This window comes from Parasphingomonas halimpatiens (assembly GCF_036663795.1).
GTDB lineage: Bacteria > Pseudomonadota > Alphaproteobacteria > Sphingomonadales > Sphingomonadaceae > Sphingomonas.
The window spans coordinates 1-13,042 of record NZ_JAXOJP010000027.1; the positions used below are offsets into that span (position 1 = coordinate 1).

A 13,042-nucleotide genomic window follows, 5' to 3' on the forward strand; every position below is an offset into this window, starting at 1 on the left:
CTGGGAACGATCCATCGAAAGCTCGACCGCATGGGCAACCATCGCCAGCATCCGCATGATCACCCGCAGAATCGCAAGAGTCTCAATCAGTTGAGAAACTTTTGAATCAGGCTCTTAGAGCAGGATGCGATTGGGTCGAATCGCATCCTGCTCTATAATCTTTTGTTGTCGCGGGATTTGTTGCGAAAAACCGGTTCCCACTTTTTCGCCTCCCGCTCTGGCGGCGCTCGCGCCAGCGACGCTTCTCGATGCGGCGGACATTGGTCTCGTCCTTCAGCGCGACGAGGTAATCGGCGAGACTCAGCATACGCATGAGGATAGCTATCTCAATTACGCCACGTCACCGTAATTTCAAGACGAGCAATTTAGCGCCCTGCCAGCGTCATGCCGGCTAAGGCCTGAGCGTGGCCGCGAAAGCCGCGACGTCGACGATCTCGCGCTGCTTCAGCTTTGCCGCCAGCGCGCGCATCGGCGCGGCGGCCGCGTCGTACCTGGCACCGGTAGCGAAGCCGGCGAGCTGGCGGACGAGCATGGTCGGCGAGCGACCCGCCAACGGCGGAGCGATGCCGCCCTGCAGGCGACTGCCGTGGCACAGGGTGCTGGACTGCCCGCCCGTGCCGCCGCTCAGGGCGATCGCCCGGCCGCGTGCGATGGCGCCGGGCGAGACATAGGCGGTATAACCGACATGGGCATCGCGTTGTTCGAACCGGACAGAATCGTCGGGCACCTCGATGACCCTGTCACCGATCGGCTGTTTCGCGCCGGCCCCCGGCAGGTAGACGAAGCGGCCCGGGCGAAAGGCGATGGCGGCCGCTTCCACGACGCGGACATGCGGCGTGTAACGCAGCTTGCTGAAATAGGCGGCGGCCTGATCGATTTCCGCCGGCGTCGCTGCTCTGGCGGTGGCCGCCATCAGCGTGCTGGGCGTGGCGTTCGGCAATACGGGCCGGCGCGTTCCCGTGGCGAAGGCCTGCACCTGGCGCTTGATATAGTCGGCGGGCAGGCCAGCGAGCGCGGCGTTTTCCGGGCGGCCATTGCCGTCCGGCAGATGGCAGAAGCCGCAGGCGTTGGCGGCGCCATGCCCCGCCGCGACGATCCCCGGCGTCGCCGGATGCTCGTTCGGGTACCAGTCCACGGCATGCTGCATGTCGTGGAGTTGGGCGGCGGGAAATGTGCGGGCGCTGCCCGGCAAGCGGACGGTCGCGCGATCCTCGGCGCCGGGCGCGGGCGCCGGGTCGGCGATGGGGAATAGCCAGCGCCAGTCCGGCGTGGTCGCGTCCCTCGCAATTCCGGCGGCGGCAAGGGCGAGCGCCCCGACAAAGATCCATCCCGCGCGCATCTGGCCTCCTTGGGTGGGGAAAACGGTGGACGCGGAACCCGGGCGCGGAGGCACCCTTCATGATCGATAGCCGGCGCGGGGCGGATTGTCACTTGGTGCGGCCGGGGATGGCGCAGTGCGGTTGCGGTTGTTGCGCACGGCCGGGTGGTTTCGCGCGCGGTTGGCGTAAAGCTCGGACTCTCGGCCGTTGCTGAGGCGATGAGGCGAGTTAAGGGGTTATCGCACGTGGTACCGTAATTCCGTAATTCGAGAGCTGACGCAACACCGGATATTTGCAGGGCGAGTTGCAATCTCATTACATACGTCGGCTGCGCATTATAGCAATATATGTTTCCGTCGATATAGCATCCCGTTGAATAGAGGGCTGGCGATGATTGAGCACATTTCGACTATCAGATTCGGCTACACCGTGTTCAAAGATGCCTATAAATTCGCGTCGAAATTCGTGAAGGCGCCTCGGCGAGACACGGATAATTCCTTGGCGAGACACATCGACTCCATCCATCGCTGGAGTCGTTCGATAAATATGTTTGGCATGGCCAGGTCTCTGGAAACAGACCAATCATCGATCGCGCTCTCGATCTCCGTTCAACCTCGAAGATTTTTTGAGAACCGCAATCTCAGCGCCGTCACCAGCGAGATGGACGTCATCTTATCCGAGAGATCGTGTGCGATACTGGGCGACCCCGGCTCGGGAAAAACAACGATCGTCAAGCGATTGCTGAGAAAGATCATTTCGGATGATCCGGAATTGGCCGCTCAAGATGTCGGGTTTCCCATTGTTGTATTTGGACGCGATATAAACAAAGATAACTCGCTCTTCGAAGATATCTTTAAGAAGATCGGCTTTGAACTTATTTCTCCTGATATTAGCATCAACGACAGCAAAGCCCAGCAAGATTGGCTTAAAGAGAGAAAATCCCAGATAGAATCTGCGGTTTCGGTGGCACTACACGAGGCCAATGTCATTCTTTTTATTGATGGCGTAGATGAAATTGATGAGCGAGCACGAGATATATTCAATAAAGAATCTGCACAGATCAACGATGCGATGTCTGTCGGCAAGATTATCATGACGTGCCGTTCCGGTGACTGGCGCAATTCTTATTCGAACTGCGACATCCTAGAGTTATGCTCACTTTCCGATAATGAAATAAGAGAGATAATAGATGTATGGGCAAATGAGCCCGATCGCTTCATGGATGCAATAAATGTAATACCCTATCGCGATATCCTAGATCGCCCATTATTTCTCACGATGCTCGTTGTAGTTTTTAATCAGACCGGCAATTTACCAGGAAAACCTGTCGACGTTTACGGTCGAATTACTAATCTACTTATCTCAAAATGGGATGAAGAGCGTGGTGTTCGCAGATTATCTGCGTACGATGATTTTTTTTCTGAACGCAAATTCAAATTTCTTTGCGCGATGTCGTACTTTATGACGAACGAACTCAAGTTAAGTAGGTTTTCGGGTAGTGATTTGAAACGCGCTTACGCAGCCATCTGCGAACAGTTCAGCCTACCAGCCGGCGAAGCCGATTTGGTCGTACGAGAGATAGAAAGTCACACGGGCCTGATCGTCGAGTCTGGCTTTGCACACTCCGAGTTTTGTCACCTGACCGTACAGGAATATCTCTCTGCTGCACATTTGACTAGCCTACCGAGCGACAGAGCCGGGGGTGATATGATGCTGATATCGCCGGCGACTGTAGCAGTGGCGACCTGCCTTTCGGGAAATCCAACACTTTTCTTTTTCAAGACTGTCGGCGGCTTGCTAAACAACCAGATCCACCACAAGGAAATAGGAGCCGGTGTCGAGATCCATATGCTGGTCTCCTATGTACGGCGCTTAAAACTCGAACAAGCAACGTTTGTGAGATCCAAGCTGCTTGGCGCGACGATAATGATGCTGCTATATGCATTTGACGTTGGCGCCAGGGACGATTTTGAGCCCAGTGAATTTTACGCCAGCATCGATTTCATCTTGGACAACGACAGCGCCGCACAAAGCTTGGGTGATACGGGACTAGCCTCGGTCTACTACAAGTCACCATCGTCAGACCGTCTCGCCGTCGAAATCATCCCGGCGAAATTTCCGGGCGGTGAATATGTGGGGCTCACTCTTTTGTCGTACTCGCGCGATACAATCTTGAGAGTTATGAAGTTCGAGAAGCTGTCTTCCGTAGCCCAGAGATGGCTTGCCTGTCTGGATGGTGGCCTGAACTACAGCTATCACTCGTTGTGACCTCCTGTGATGAGCGCAATGGCGCCCATCAGGCTGCTGACAGTCGCGGCCGGCCGGAGCGGGGCTGGCGCGGCTTGCGGCCGAAGGGTTCGCTTGGCGGTGCGCCAAGCAGAGAGAGTTTCATGCATTTAGTAAACTGGCACCGTAACCGAATTTTATTGGCGACGCATCCAGAGACGCGTCCCAGGTGATGACGCGATTTCGTCCCATCGCTTTCGCGGCGTACAGGGCCTTGTCGGCGCGGTCGATGGACTGCTCCACGGGAACCGCCGGGTCCAGAAGCGTCAGGCCGAACGAAGCGGTGACGTGGAATTGCCTGTCGCCGCTGGCCTCGAATAGCAGCGACGCAAGTTCCACGCGCAACCGGTCCATGATTTCACGCCCCGTTTCCAGGTCGGCGTCCGGCAGACAAATGAGAAACTCCTCTCCGCCATAGCGGAACACCCGATCGTAAGGCCGCAAGTGCGCCATCACGTAATGGGCGAAGTCGATCAGCACGCGATCTCCGACGCTGTGCCCGTATTGATCGTTGACGGTCTTGAATAGATCCAAGTCCATCATCACGACGGCGCAGCCACGCAATCCGCGCGATGCGAGTTCCCGCTCTTCGCGGAGCTTTGTGAGCATCCCAACGCGGTTCGGCGTTCCGGTCAACGGATCGAGATTGGATAGCGCCTGCTCGACCTCGTGCTGGAGGGACTCGAACTCCAGACGCAGACGCCTCAGGGCAGTCCCAAACCGCTCATATTCGTGGATTGAGATCGGCAAACCATCCGCCGATGCAACGAGTAGGCCCGTCGCGTATTGATGCATGCGCTCATGCTCGATTCCGATCTCCTTCAAGCCGGGATGGCTCCCGAGTTCAACGATCCCAGATGTATAATACCATTGGCCAAAACGGCACAGGCGATGGGCATCGCTGCTCATGTCCCGCTCATCCGGCTGCAGGCGACAGATCAGGGCGCCATAGAGGGCTTCAGCCCACCGCTCGTGATTGTACAACGCCTGTTCAAGGGCCTGAAGCACCGAGCGCATCTGCTCGTCGGACAAATTCGGAACCGCCATTTTCCGCTCCACCACATCAGAGACCGATACAAATTACAATGGGCAGAGCCCTCAAATGCCTCACACCCTTCGAAGCCATCTGCAAAACATGGTTCAAAGCGCCAAAACCCTTCCTGTCAGATCCGACTCATCAAATTCCGAAACCAAACATCTAGGCGCGATGAAAAGCGCTCCCTTTCGGGCGTGCGGGTGCCGTGCGTCCAAGCTCGGAAAATCGTTTGTAGCGGCGAAACCGCTGTAGATCACAGTGGCTTTGCGCGCGATACGGCGGCGATCATTGAAGGCAGCACGTAACACCTGACGACCCTTCCCGCGCGGCATCCCAGCATAGTCCGCGTGGGTGGTCTCATTCGATGGCGAAGGCGCCATGATCCGAAACAGGAAGGGCAGGCTTCGGGGGACACCCGCCCTTCCTGTATTCGCGAATACAACCGTCGGCTGTCAGGAAGACACGGAACGGGGCCGGCACCGATCCATGTCTCAATTTCATTATAGGCGCATTCTCGCAGGCCGATTGCTTGTCATAAATTATAAACAGGCAATTACGGTGGGCAATTACGGTGGGCAATTACGGTGGGCAATTACGGTGGGCAATTACGGTGGGCAATTACGGTGGGCAATTACGGTGGGCAATTACGGTGGGCAATTACGGTGCAATTACGGTGGGCAATTACGGTGGGCAATTACGGTGGGCAATTACGGTGCAATTACGGTGCAATTACGTGACAGCAATTACGGTGACAGGTGCCATTACCCCTTTTTATTCAATGCGTTGAACCGCTCCATGCGTCTGTTTGCGGGAAAGGTGGCAGTTCGGCGTTTCGCGTTGATGATATCCGGAACCTCGGCCATCACCTGATCATGCGGCACGGCAGGCAGCTTCGACGCCAAGGCCCTTTCGACCTTGCTGCGGACCCATGCGTCGTGGGCCTTACCTTCGTCAGTCGTGGTGAGATTTCGGTCTGTCATCATCTCCCTCTCCTCATCGCGAGCGCCGCGCCTGCGGCTTTCCCCTCCACCACTTCGTGGTCCCCCTCCCCACTTCGTGGGGAGGAATTATGCCGCGCCGGCCAGGGTGCGGGTGACGATCGCCGGGTCGCGGGCGAGCAGTGCGAGCAGGATGCGGGCCGGGCCTTCGGGTTTGCTGCGGCCCTGTTCCCAGTTGCGCAGCGTGGCGGTGGAGACGCCGATCTGGCGGAAGAATTCTTCGCGGCTCAGCCCGGTGCCGTGGCGGATCGCTCGGACGTCGTCTGCGGGAAAGTGATGGAGGCGCAGGCCGGGGACATGTTCGCCGCGTGCCCAGCGGCGCACCTCGTCCATGCTTGCCATGAGATCGTCGAAATCTTCCTTCTTCATTGCCCGATTCCTGCGTCGCGCAATCAACCGCGCCGGTGCCCGGTCACGGATATTGCTGTCGTGCGTGCAAAACCGATAATATCTCGACGACCTCGGTAACGCGATACACGAGAATATAGTTGGGATGAACGACCGCCTCGCGCGTGCCCGCCACGCGACCGGGGCGGTGGATAAAGGGGTGGTCGGGGAGCAATTCGGCGGTGTGGATGATTGCATCGCGCAACCGCTCGGCCGCGGCCGGGTTGCGATCCGCGATATAGGTAAAGATCGTGACGAGATCGTCGCGGGCCTCAGCGCGCCAGACGAGGGGCCGCATTGCGCTTTGCGTCGATGATGCCCTGAATCTCGGCCATGACCTGATCGTGCGGGATCGACGGCGCCCTGGACGCGAGGGCCGTTTCGACCTTGGCGCGGACCCAGGCGTCGTGGGCCTCGGCCTCTGCGGTCGTAGCGAATTCGGACTCGATGGGGGTCATCTTCGTCATGGGTGGATATTAGCGCTCTTTCGTTGGGAGGGGAAGTTGCGCGCCATCACTCCCCCTCTCCCTTCCCAAGCCTGCGGCTTGGGCCCCTTCCCTCTCCCCCAAGGGGGAGAGGGAGAATTATTCCGCCGCGACTGATTCCTTCCGCCGCACCAGCAGCGGCTTGAGATACTGCCCCGTGAAGCTGGCCTTGACCTTCACCACCTGCTCCGGCGTGCCCTCGGCAACGATCTCGCCGCCCTTCACGCCACCCTCGGGCCCAAGGTCGAGCACCCAGTCGGCGGTCTTGATGACGTCGAGGTTATGCTCGATCACCACCACGGTATTGCCCTGCTCAACCAGCGCATGGAGCACCTCGAGCAGTTTGCGCACATCGTCGAAGTGCAGGCCAGTGGTCGGCTCGTCGAGGATGTAGAGCGTGTTGCCCGTCGCGCGGCGTGACAGTTCCTTGGCGAGCTTGACGCGTTGCGCCTCGCCGCCCGACAAGGTCGTCGCCTGCTGGCCGACCTTGACATAGCCCAGCCCGACCTCGACCAGCATCGCCATCTTGTCGCGGATGCCGGGCACTGCCTTGAAGAACTCGGCGGCGTCCTCGACCGTCATGTCGAGCACGTCGGCGATGCTCTTGCCCTTGAACTTCACCTCGAGCGTCTCGCGATTGTAGCGCGCGCCGTGGCACACGTCGCAGGTGACATAGACGTCGGGCAGGAAGTGCATCTCGATCTTGAGCAGGCCGTCGCCCTGGCACGCCTCGCAGCGGCCGCCCTTGACGTTGAAGCTGAAGCGGCCGGGCTTGTAGCCGCGCGCCAGACTCTCGGGTAACCCTGCGAACCAGTCGCGGATCTGGGTGAAGGAGCCGGTATAGGTCGCCGGGTTGGAGCGCGGGGTGCGGCCGATCGGCGACTGGTCGATGTCGATGACCTTGTCGAGATATTGCAGGCCGCTGACCTTGTCGTGCTTGCCGGCGATGATCCGCGCACCGTTGAGCGAGCGCGCGGCGGCGGCATAGAGCGTGTCGATGGTGAAGCTCGACTTGCCCGAGCCCGACACGCCGGTGATGCAACAAAAGGTGCCGAGCGGGATGCTCGCCGTGACGCCGCGCAGATTGTTGGCGGTGGCGTTGTGGACGGTGAGTTTCTTGCCGGTGCCCTTGCGCCGTTCGGTGGGCAGCGGGACCTCGCGCGTGCCGTTGAGATAATCGGCGGTGATGCTGTCGGGGTTGGCAAGGACCTGATCGAGCGTGCCGTGCGCGACGATCTCGCCGCCATGGACGCCGGCGCCGGGGCCCATGTCGATGACGTAATCGGCCGAGCGGATCGCGTCCTCGTCATGCTCGACGACGAGCACGGTGTTGCCGAGATCGCGCAGGCGGCGCAGCGTGGCGAGCAGCATGTCGTTGTCGCGCTGGTGCAGGCCGATCGACGGCTCGTCGAGCACATAGAGCACGCCCGACAGCCCGGAGCCGATCTGCGAGGCGAGGCGGATGCGCTGGCTCTCGCCGCCCGACAGCGTGCCCGAGGTGCGATCGAGGTTGAGATAATCGAGCCCGACATTGTTGAGGAAGCCGATGCGCTCGAGGATTTCCTTGAGGATGCGCTCGGCAATGGCGTTCTGCTGGTCGGTCAGCTCGGCGGGGATCGCGCTGAACCAGGCGAGCGCGTCGACCACCGAGAGATGGGTGACCGAGGAAATGTCGCGCATGCCGACCTTGACCGCGAGCGCCTCGGGCTTGAGGCGGGCGCCGTGGCAGGTCTCGCACGCGGCGGCGCTCTGGTACTTCGACAGCTCCTCGCGCATCCAGGCGCTCTCGGTCGAGAGCAAGCGGCGGTTGAGATTGCCGATGACCCCTTCGAACGGCTTGCGCACGTCATAGGACTTGCGGCCGTCGACGAAGGTCAAAGTAACGGGCTTGCCGGCGGTGCCGTGGAGGATGATCAGCTTCACCTCGCCGGGCAGATCCTCCCACGGGGTGTCGAGGCTGAAGCCGAATTCGCGCGCCAGGCTGCCGAGCACCTGCATGTAATAAGGCGAGGGCGGGTTGGACTTGGCCCAGGGGACGATCGCGCCCTTTTTGAGGCTGAGCGCGTGGTTGGGGACGACAAGATCCTCGTCGAACAACATTTTCTCGCCGAGCCCGTCGCACGCCGGGCAGGCGCCCTGCGGGGCGTTGAAGCTGAACAGACGCGGCTCGATCTCGGCGATGGTGAAGCCCGAGACGGGGCAGGCGAATTTCTCGCTGAACACGATGCGGTTGGGCGGGAGGCCGGTGCCCTTCATGCTGCCTTCCGGGGTGAAGGTTTGGGGGGCTTCGGCTACCTTGCTCCCTTTAAGCCCCTCCCCTTCAGGAGCATCGGCGTAGCCCTGTCCCCCGGACAGGGCCAAAGACGCCGATGCTGGGTTGGGGGTGGGGCCTATCCCCACACGCGCGTTTGCGGCACCTCCCCACCCCAACCCCTCCCCTGAAGGGGAGGGGTTAAGAGCGGCAACTGTCGTGTCGACCAGATCGACATAGGCCAGCCCTTCCGCCAGTTTCAGCGCGGTTTCGAAGCTGTCGGCGAGGCGCGTCGCCATGTCGGGGCCGACGACGAGGCGGTCGACCACCACCTCGATGTCGTGCTTGTACTTCTTATCGAGCGCCGGGGCCTCGTCGATTTCGTGCAGTTCGCCGTCGATGCGGACGCGGGTGAAGCCGGCTTTCTGCCATTCGGCGAGTTCCTTGCGATACTCGCCCTTGCGGCCGCGCACGACGGGGGCGAGCAGGTAGAGCCGCGTGCCCTCGGGCAGCGCCATGACGCGGTCGACCATCTGGCTGACGGTCTGCGCGGCGATCGGCAGGCCGGTGGCGGGCGAATAGGGAATGCCCACGCGCGCCCATAACAGGCGCATATAATCATAGACTTCGGTGACGGTGGCGACGGTCGAGCGCGGGTTGCGGCTGGTGGTCTTCTGCTCGATCGAGATCGCCGGGCTGAGCCCCTCGATATGGTCGACATCGGGCTTCTGCATCAGCTCGAGGAACTGGCGGGCATAGGCCGAGAGGCTCTCGACATAACGCCGCTGCCCCTCGGCATAGATGGTGTCGAAGGCGAGGCTCGACTTGCCCGAGCCCGACAGCCCGGTGATCACCGTCAGCGTGTCGCGCGGGATGTCGATCGAGACATCCTTGAGGTTGTGCTCGCGGGCACCACGAACGCTTATGTGGGTCAGCATGCGGAACACCGCTGCTTTGTAATATGCGTCAACATGCGTCGGTTTGTTCCAGATTTGTTCGGAATCGGCAAGAAGTGCCGTGAGGCAAGCAGATGGGTTGGGATGCGCCGGAAAACAACCTGCCCGATCGGTCGGTTCCCCGGAGGGCGGGCGACGTCGGCGCCCATAATCTCCTATCGCGACGCACAGCGACGGTTCATGTTGCGGGCGTAATGATCGCTGCAGTCGATCCGGGAGAGTCGTTATGCGTCGGGATATTTTCACGAAATTGCGGGCAGCGGTCGCGTTGGGGGCGTTGCTGGCGGTCGGGTTCGCCGGGCAGGCCGAGGGGAAGACCAGGGCGAAGGTGACGAAGGTCGCGAATAAGGCGAAGAAGAAGGTCGTCAAGCGCGTGGTGGTGCGTACGCCGGTGGCGCCCGCGCCGATCATCTACACTCCGCCGCTGCCGCCCGTCCCGCCGCCGCCGCCGGCCCCGAGCGAGGATATCGGCGACTATCGCTGGATCGACGATGCCGATGCGCTGGCCAGTGCCTTTGGCGAATCGCCGCCCGATTTCAGCTTCCGTTTCGCGAGCAACGGGACGTGGGATACCGACTGGGCGTGGCAGGCGCGCGACGGGCATATGATGATCGTCGAGCCGGTTGCCCACCAGCGGCGGAGCTATTTCTACGCGCCGGGCGCGGACTATCCCTTCCTGATCCGCGACGGCTATTTCAGTTACGGGTTCGACGGCGACGGGCTGGTCGTGGTCTATGACGACAATGGCCGCGCGGTGCCGTGGCGGCGCGACGATATGCGCAGCGTGAGCGCGGGGCGGCTGTTCGCGCGCGGCATCGCGCTGCGCCGCGCGGCGCGCGAGCGGCGGGTCGGGCCGAGCGTCGACTGGAGCGACCAGGGCGGATTCTGGGCGACCTTGTTGTTCGACTTTGCGCGCGAACGCGACACCGGCGGCTGGCGGCGTTATCGCGACACGCATCGCGACCGCGACCATGGCGCACGCGACCGGCGTTATGACGACGAACGGCGCGAGCGCGACGACCGGCGGCGGCATGGCGGCGACGGCTGGGGCCATGGCGGCCCGGGCGGACCCGGCACGCCGCGGCCGGACCCGCGCCACGACGGTAGGCCCGGGCATCCCGGTGGACCGGGCACGGCTGGCCCCGATCGGCCGGCCCCGACACCACCAAATGGCGACGGCCGGGGGCATGACAGCCCGGGCGGACCCGGCACGCCACCATCGGACCCGCGCCACGATGGCTCCCCCGGGCGTCCGTGGCAGCCCGGCGCACCCGGCACCGGCGGACCCGGGCGACCGGCGCCGACGCCACCGCCGGGCGTCGGCGATCCTGCGGCGCCGCCGCCTCCGGCACCGCGGCCGCGCCGCGACGAACCCGGTGCGCGCGACGGCGGCGACCGCCCGGGCGGCCCGCGCCCGCCGCGCGTGTTCGATGGCGGCGGGACGACCGTGACGCCAACCCCCGCCGTCCCGCCGCGCGTCCAGCGTCGCGAGCGGCCCGACGGCCCGGTCATATTGCCGCCAGCGCCCGCGCCGGTCGCCGCGCCGACGCCCGACCCCGTCGCGCCGGCCGAGACAGCGCCGCCACCGCGCTTCCAGCGCCGCGAACGGCCCGACGCACCGGCCGTGTCGCCGCCACCGCCCGCGCCGGTTGCCATGCCGACGCCCGACCCCGTCGCGCCGACCGAGACAGCGCCGCCGCCGCCGCGCTTCGAACGCCGCGAACGCCCCGACACACCGGCCGTGTTGCCGCCACCACCCGCGCCGGTCGCCATGCCGACGCCCGACCCCGTCGCGCCGGCCGAGACAGCGCCGCCGCCGCCGCGCTTCGAACGCCGCGAGTTCCCCGGCCGCGACGCGCCCGAGCCGATGCCGCAGCGCGCGCCGCAGCCCGAGATGCAGATGCAGCGCGATATGCCGGTCGCGGCGCCACCGCCGCCACCGCCACCGCCACCGCCTCCGCCTCCGCCACCTCCGCCACCACCTCCACCGCCTCCACCTCCACCTCCACCTCCACCTCCACCGCCTCCGCCTCCGCCGCCACCGCCTCCTCCGCCTCCACCACCACCGGCGCAGGAGCAGCCACAGCAACAGGAGCGTCAGGTCGATCCGGGATGATGTCGCCGGGAGGGCCGCGACGAGGTCGCGTGCCTTGCCCGGACGGCGGCCAGAGGGTCAGCGCCGTCCGCGGTAGCTCGGCAAGGCGAGCTTGAAGTGGATCGCGGCGGCACGCAGGGCGAAGCCCGCGGTTGCCGCGATCGCCGCCGCGGCGAACAGCGGGAGCCCGGCGAGCAGCAGCGCGACGTAAAGGCCGGCAGCGAGCGCGGCGGCGGTGACATAGAGTTCGGGCCGCATCAGGATCGATGGCTCGCCCGCCAGCACGTCGCGGATGATGCCGCCGACGCACGCCGTGACCACGCCCATCAGCGCGGCGGGGAGCGGCGGGATGCCATAGCCGAGTGCCTTGGCCGCGCCGAACACGGCATAGCCGGCGAGCCCGACGGCATCGAACCAGTCGAGCGCGGCATCGCTCCACCAGCGTTGCGGCGTGATCCAGATCAGCGTGGCAACGGCGAGGCATACCCCGGCGGCGCGCGGATCATGCGTCCAGAACACCGGGGCGCCGATCAGCAGGTCGCGCACCGTGCCGCCGCCGACGCCGGTGATCAGCGCGAAAAAGGCCAGGGTCACCATCGTCTGCCCGCGCTTCGCCGCCGCCAGCGCGCCCGAGGCGGCGAACACGGCAAGCCCGATCGTATCGAGCCACGGCGCGGCGACGGGCAGGAAGGTGGGAGGGTGGAGCATCGGGGTGCGATTAGGCTATGCTCGCCGCGAAGGAAATGGCGGGGGCTAGGGTGATGGACGGGGGATGTGCGTGCGGCGCGGTGCGGTATCGGCTGAGCGATACGCCGATGGTGGTGCATTGCTGCCATTGCACGAGCTGCCAGACCGAGACCGGATCGGCCTTCGTGATCAACGCGGTGATCGAGCGCGATCGGGTGACGCTGCTCGCGGGTGCGCCCGAGCCGGTGATGACACCGTCGGAAAGCGGCCGCGGGCAGGAGGTGTTCCGCTGCCCGACCTGCCGCGTCGCGCTGTGGAGCCACTATAGCGTGCCGACGGCAGCGTTCGTGCGGGTCGGCACGCTCGACGCGCCGGGCGCGCTGCCGCCCGACGTACATATCTTCACGCGCTCGAAACTGCCTTGGGTGAGGCTGCCCGAGGCGGCGAAGGCCTATGACGGCTTCTACGCCGATCCGGGCGAGGTGTGGTCCGCCGAAGCGCGCGTGCGGTGGAAGGCATTGTTGGGCGGTTGAAGAGGCCGT

The 13,042-nt window shown here is 63.6% G+C and carries 11 protein-coding genes and 1 pseudogene; 4 read left to right on the top strand and 8 right to left on the bottom strand.

The window, feature by feature from the left end; all coding sequences use genetic code 11:
* Positions 1 to 94 (top strand): annotated as a pseudogene (locus U1839_RS20340) (IS5/IS1182 family transposase); the annotation flags it as partial.
* Positions 95 to 391: 297 nt separating this feature from the next.
* Here the strand turns inward: U1839_RS20340 and U1839_RS20345 are convergent.
* On the bottom strand, positions 392 to 1,339 hold the full coding sequence (locus U1839_RS20345) for a c-type cytochrome (protein ID WP_332805404.1): 948 nt from the start codon (positions 1,337 to 1,339) through the stop codon (positions 392 to 394).
* Positions 1,340 to 1,748: 409 nt separating this feature from the next.
* Between U1839_RS20345 and U1839_RS20350 the strand changes: the two genes are divergently transcribed.
* Positions 1,749 to 3,587 (top strand): NACHT domain-containing protein, encoded by a 1,839-nt coding sequence (locus U1839_RS20350; RefSeq protein ID WP_332805405.1) that lies wholly within the window; start codon positions 1,749 to 1,751, stop codon positions 3,585 to 3,587.
* A 120-nt stretch (positions 3,588 to 3,707) separates the two neighbouring features.
* Here the strand turns inward: U1839_RS20350 and U1839_RS20355 are convergent, their stop codons facing one another.
* From U1839_RS20355 to uvrA, 6 genes are all read right to left on the bottom strand, one after another.
* Entirely contained in the window at positions 3,708 to 4,652 is a 945-nt protein-coding gene (locus U1839_RS20355) for a diguanylate cyclase (protein ID WP_332805406.1), read from the bottom strand.
* Positions 4,653 to 5,402: 750 nt separating this feature from the next.
* Entirely contained in the window at positions 5,403 to 5,624 is a 222-nt protein-coding gene (gene relB, locus U1839_RS20360; protein WP_332805407.1) for a type II toxin-antitoxin system RelB family antitoxin, read from the bottom strand.
* 84 nt (positions 5,625 to 5,708) lie between these two features.
* Positions 5,709 to 6,008, bottom strand: coding sequence for a helix-turn-helix domain-containing protein (locus tag U1839_RS20365; protein WP_332805408.1), 300 nt, complete (start codon positions 6,006 to 6,008; stop codon positions 5,709 to 5,711).
* A gap of 43 nt (positions 6,009 to 6,051) precedes the next feature.
* Positions 6,052 to 6,324 carry a type II toxin-antitoxin system RelE/ParE family toxin gene (locus U1839_RS20370; protein WP_332805409.1) on the bottom strand — a complete coding sequence of 91 codons (273 nt, stop codon included), beginning with the start codon at positions 6,322 to 6,324 and terminating at the stop codon, positions 6,052 to 6,054.
* A complete protein-coding gene (relB, locus tag U1839_RS20375; protein WP_332805410.1) occupies positions 6,299 to 6,493 on the bottom strand; it encodes a type II toxin-antitoxin system RelB family antitoxin in 195 nt (64 codons plus the stop codon). Before relB (U1839_RS20375) ends, U1839_RS20370 begins: the two co-directional genes overlap by 26 nt.
* A gap of 117 nt (positions 6,494 to 6,610) precedes the next feature.
* Positions 6,611 to 9,700 (bottom strand): excinuclease ABC subunit UvrA, encoded by a 3,090-nt coding sequence (uvrA, locus tag U1839_RS20380; protein WP_332805411.1) that lies wholly within the window; start codon positions 9,698 to 9,700, stop codon positions 6,611 to 6,613.
* Positions 9,701 to 9,944: 244 nt separating this feature from the next.
* Between uvrA and U1839_RS20385 the strand changes: the two genes are divergently transcribed.
* A complete protein-coding gene (locus U1839_RS20385; protein ID WP_332805412.1) occupies positions 9,945 to 11,834 on the top strand; it encodes a hypothetical protein in 1,890 nt (629 codons plus the stop codon).
* 57 nt (positions 11,835 to 11,891) lie between these two features.
* On the opposite strand, the gene U1839_RS20390 is transcribed toward U1839_RS20385, so the two are convergent.
* Positions 11,892 to 12,521 (bottom strand): trimeric intracellular cation channel family protein, encoded by a 630-nt coding sequence (locus tag U1839_RS20390; protein WP_281130272.1) that lies wholly within the window; start codon positions 12,519 to 12,521, stop codon positions 11,892 to 11,894.
* Between the two features lie 53 nt (positions 12,522 to 12,574).
* Here U1839_RS20390 and U1839_RS20395 point away from each other — a divergent pair, with 53 nt between their 5' ends.
* Complete coding sequence (locus U1839_RS20395) at positions 12,575 to 13,033, top strand: GFA family protein (RefSeq protein ID WP_332805413.1); 459 nt, start codon at positions 12,575 to 12,577, stop codon at positions 13,031 to 13,033.
* Positions 13,034 to 13,042 lie beyond the last annotated feature (9 nt).

Excerpts from the sequence above, each read along its gene's own strand:
- U1839_RS20345 (WP_332805404.1), bottom strand. The coding sequence starts at position 1,339 with ATGCGCGCGGGATGGATCTTTGTCGGGGCGCTCGCCCTTGCCGCCGCC.
- U1839_RS20385 (WP_332805412.1), top strand. The coding sequence starts at position 9,945 with ATGCGTCGGGATATTTTCACGAAATTGCGGGCAGCGGTCGCGTTGGGG.
- U1839_RS20365 (WP_332805408.1), bottom strand. The coding sequence starts at position 6,008 with ATGAAGAAGGAAGATTTCGACGATCTCATGGCAAGCATGGACGAGGTG.
- relB (WP_332805407.1), bottom strand. The coding sequence starts at position 5,624 with ATGATGACAGACCGAAATCTCACCACGACTGACGAAGGTAAGGCCCAC.
- relB (WP_332805410.1), bottom strand. The coding sequence starts at position 6,493 with ATGACGAAGATGACCCCCATCGAGTCCGAATTCGCTACGACCGCAGAG.
- uvrA (WP_332805411.1), bottom strand. The coding sequence starts at position 9,700 with ATGCTGACCCACATAAGCGTTCGTGGTGCCCGCGAGCACAACCTCAAG.
- U1839_RS20395 (WP_332805413.1), top strand. The coding sequence starts at position 12,575 with ATGGACGGGGGATGTGCGTGCGGCGCGGTGCGGTATCGGCTGAGCGAT.
- U1839_RS20390 (WP_281130272.1), bottom strand. The coding sequence starts at position 12,521 with ATGCTCCACCCTCCCACCTTCCTGCCCGTCGCCGCGCCGTGGCTCGAT.
- U1839_RS20355 (WP_332805406.1), bottom strand. The coding sequence starts at position 4,652 with ATGGCGGTTCCGAATTTGTCCGACGAGCAGATGCGCTCGGTGCTTCAG.
- U1839_RS20370 (WP_332805409.1), bottom strand. The coding sequence starts at position 6,324 with ATGCGGCCCCTCGTCTGGCGCGCTGAGGCCCGCGACGATCTCGTCACG.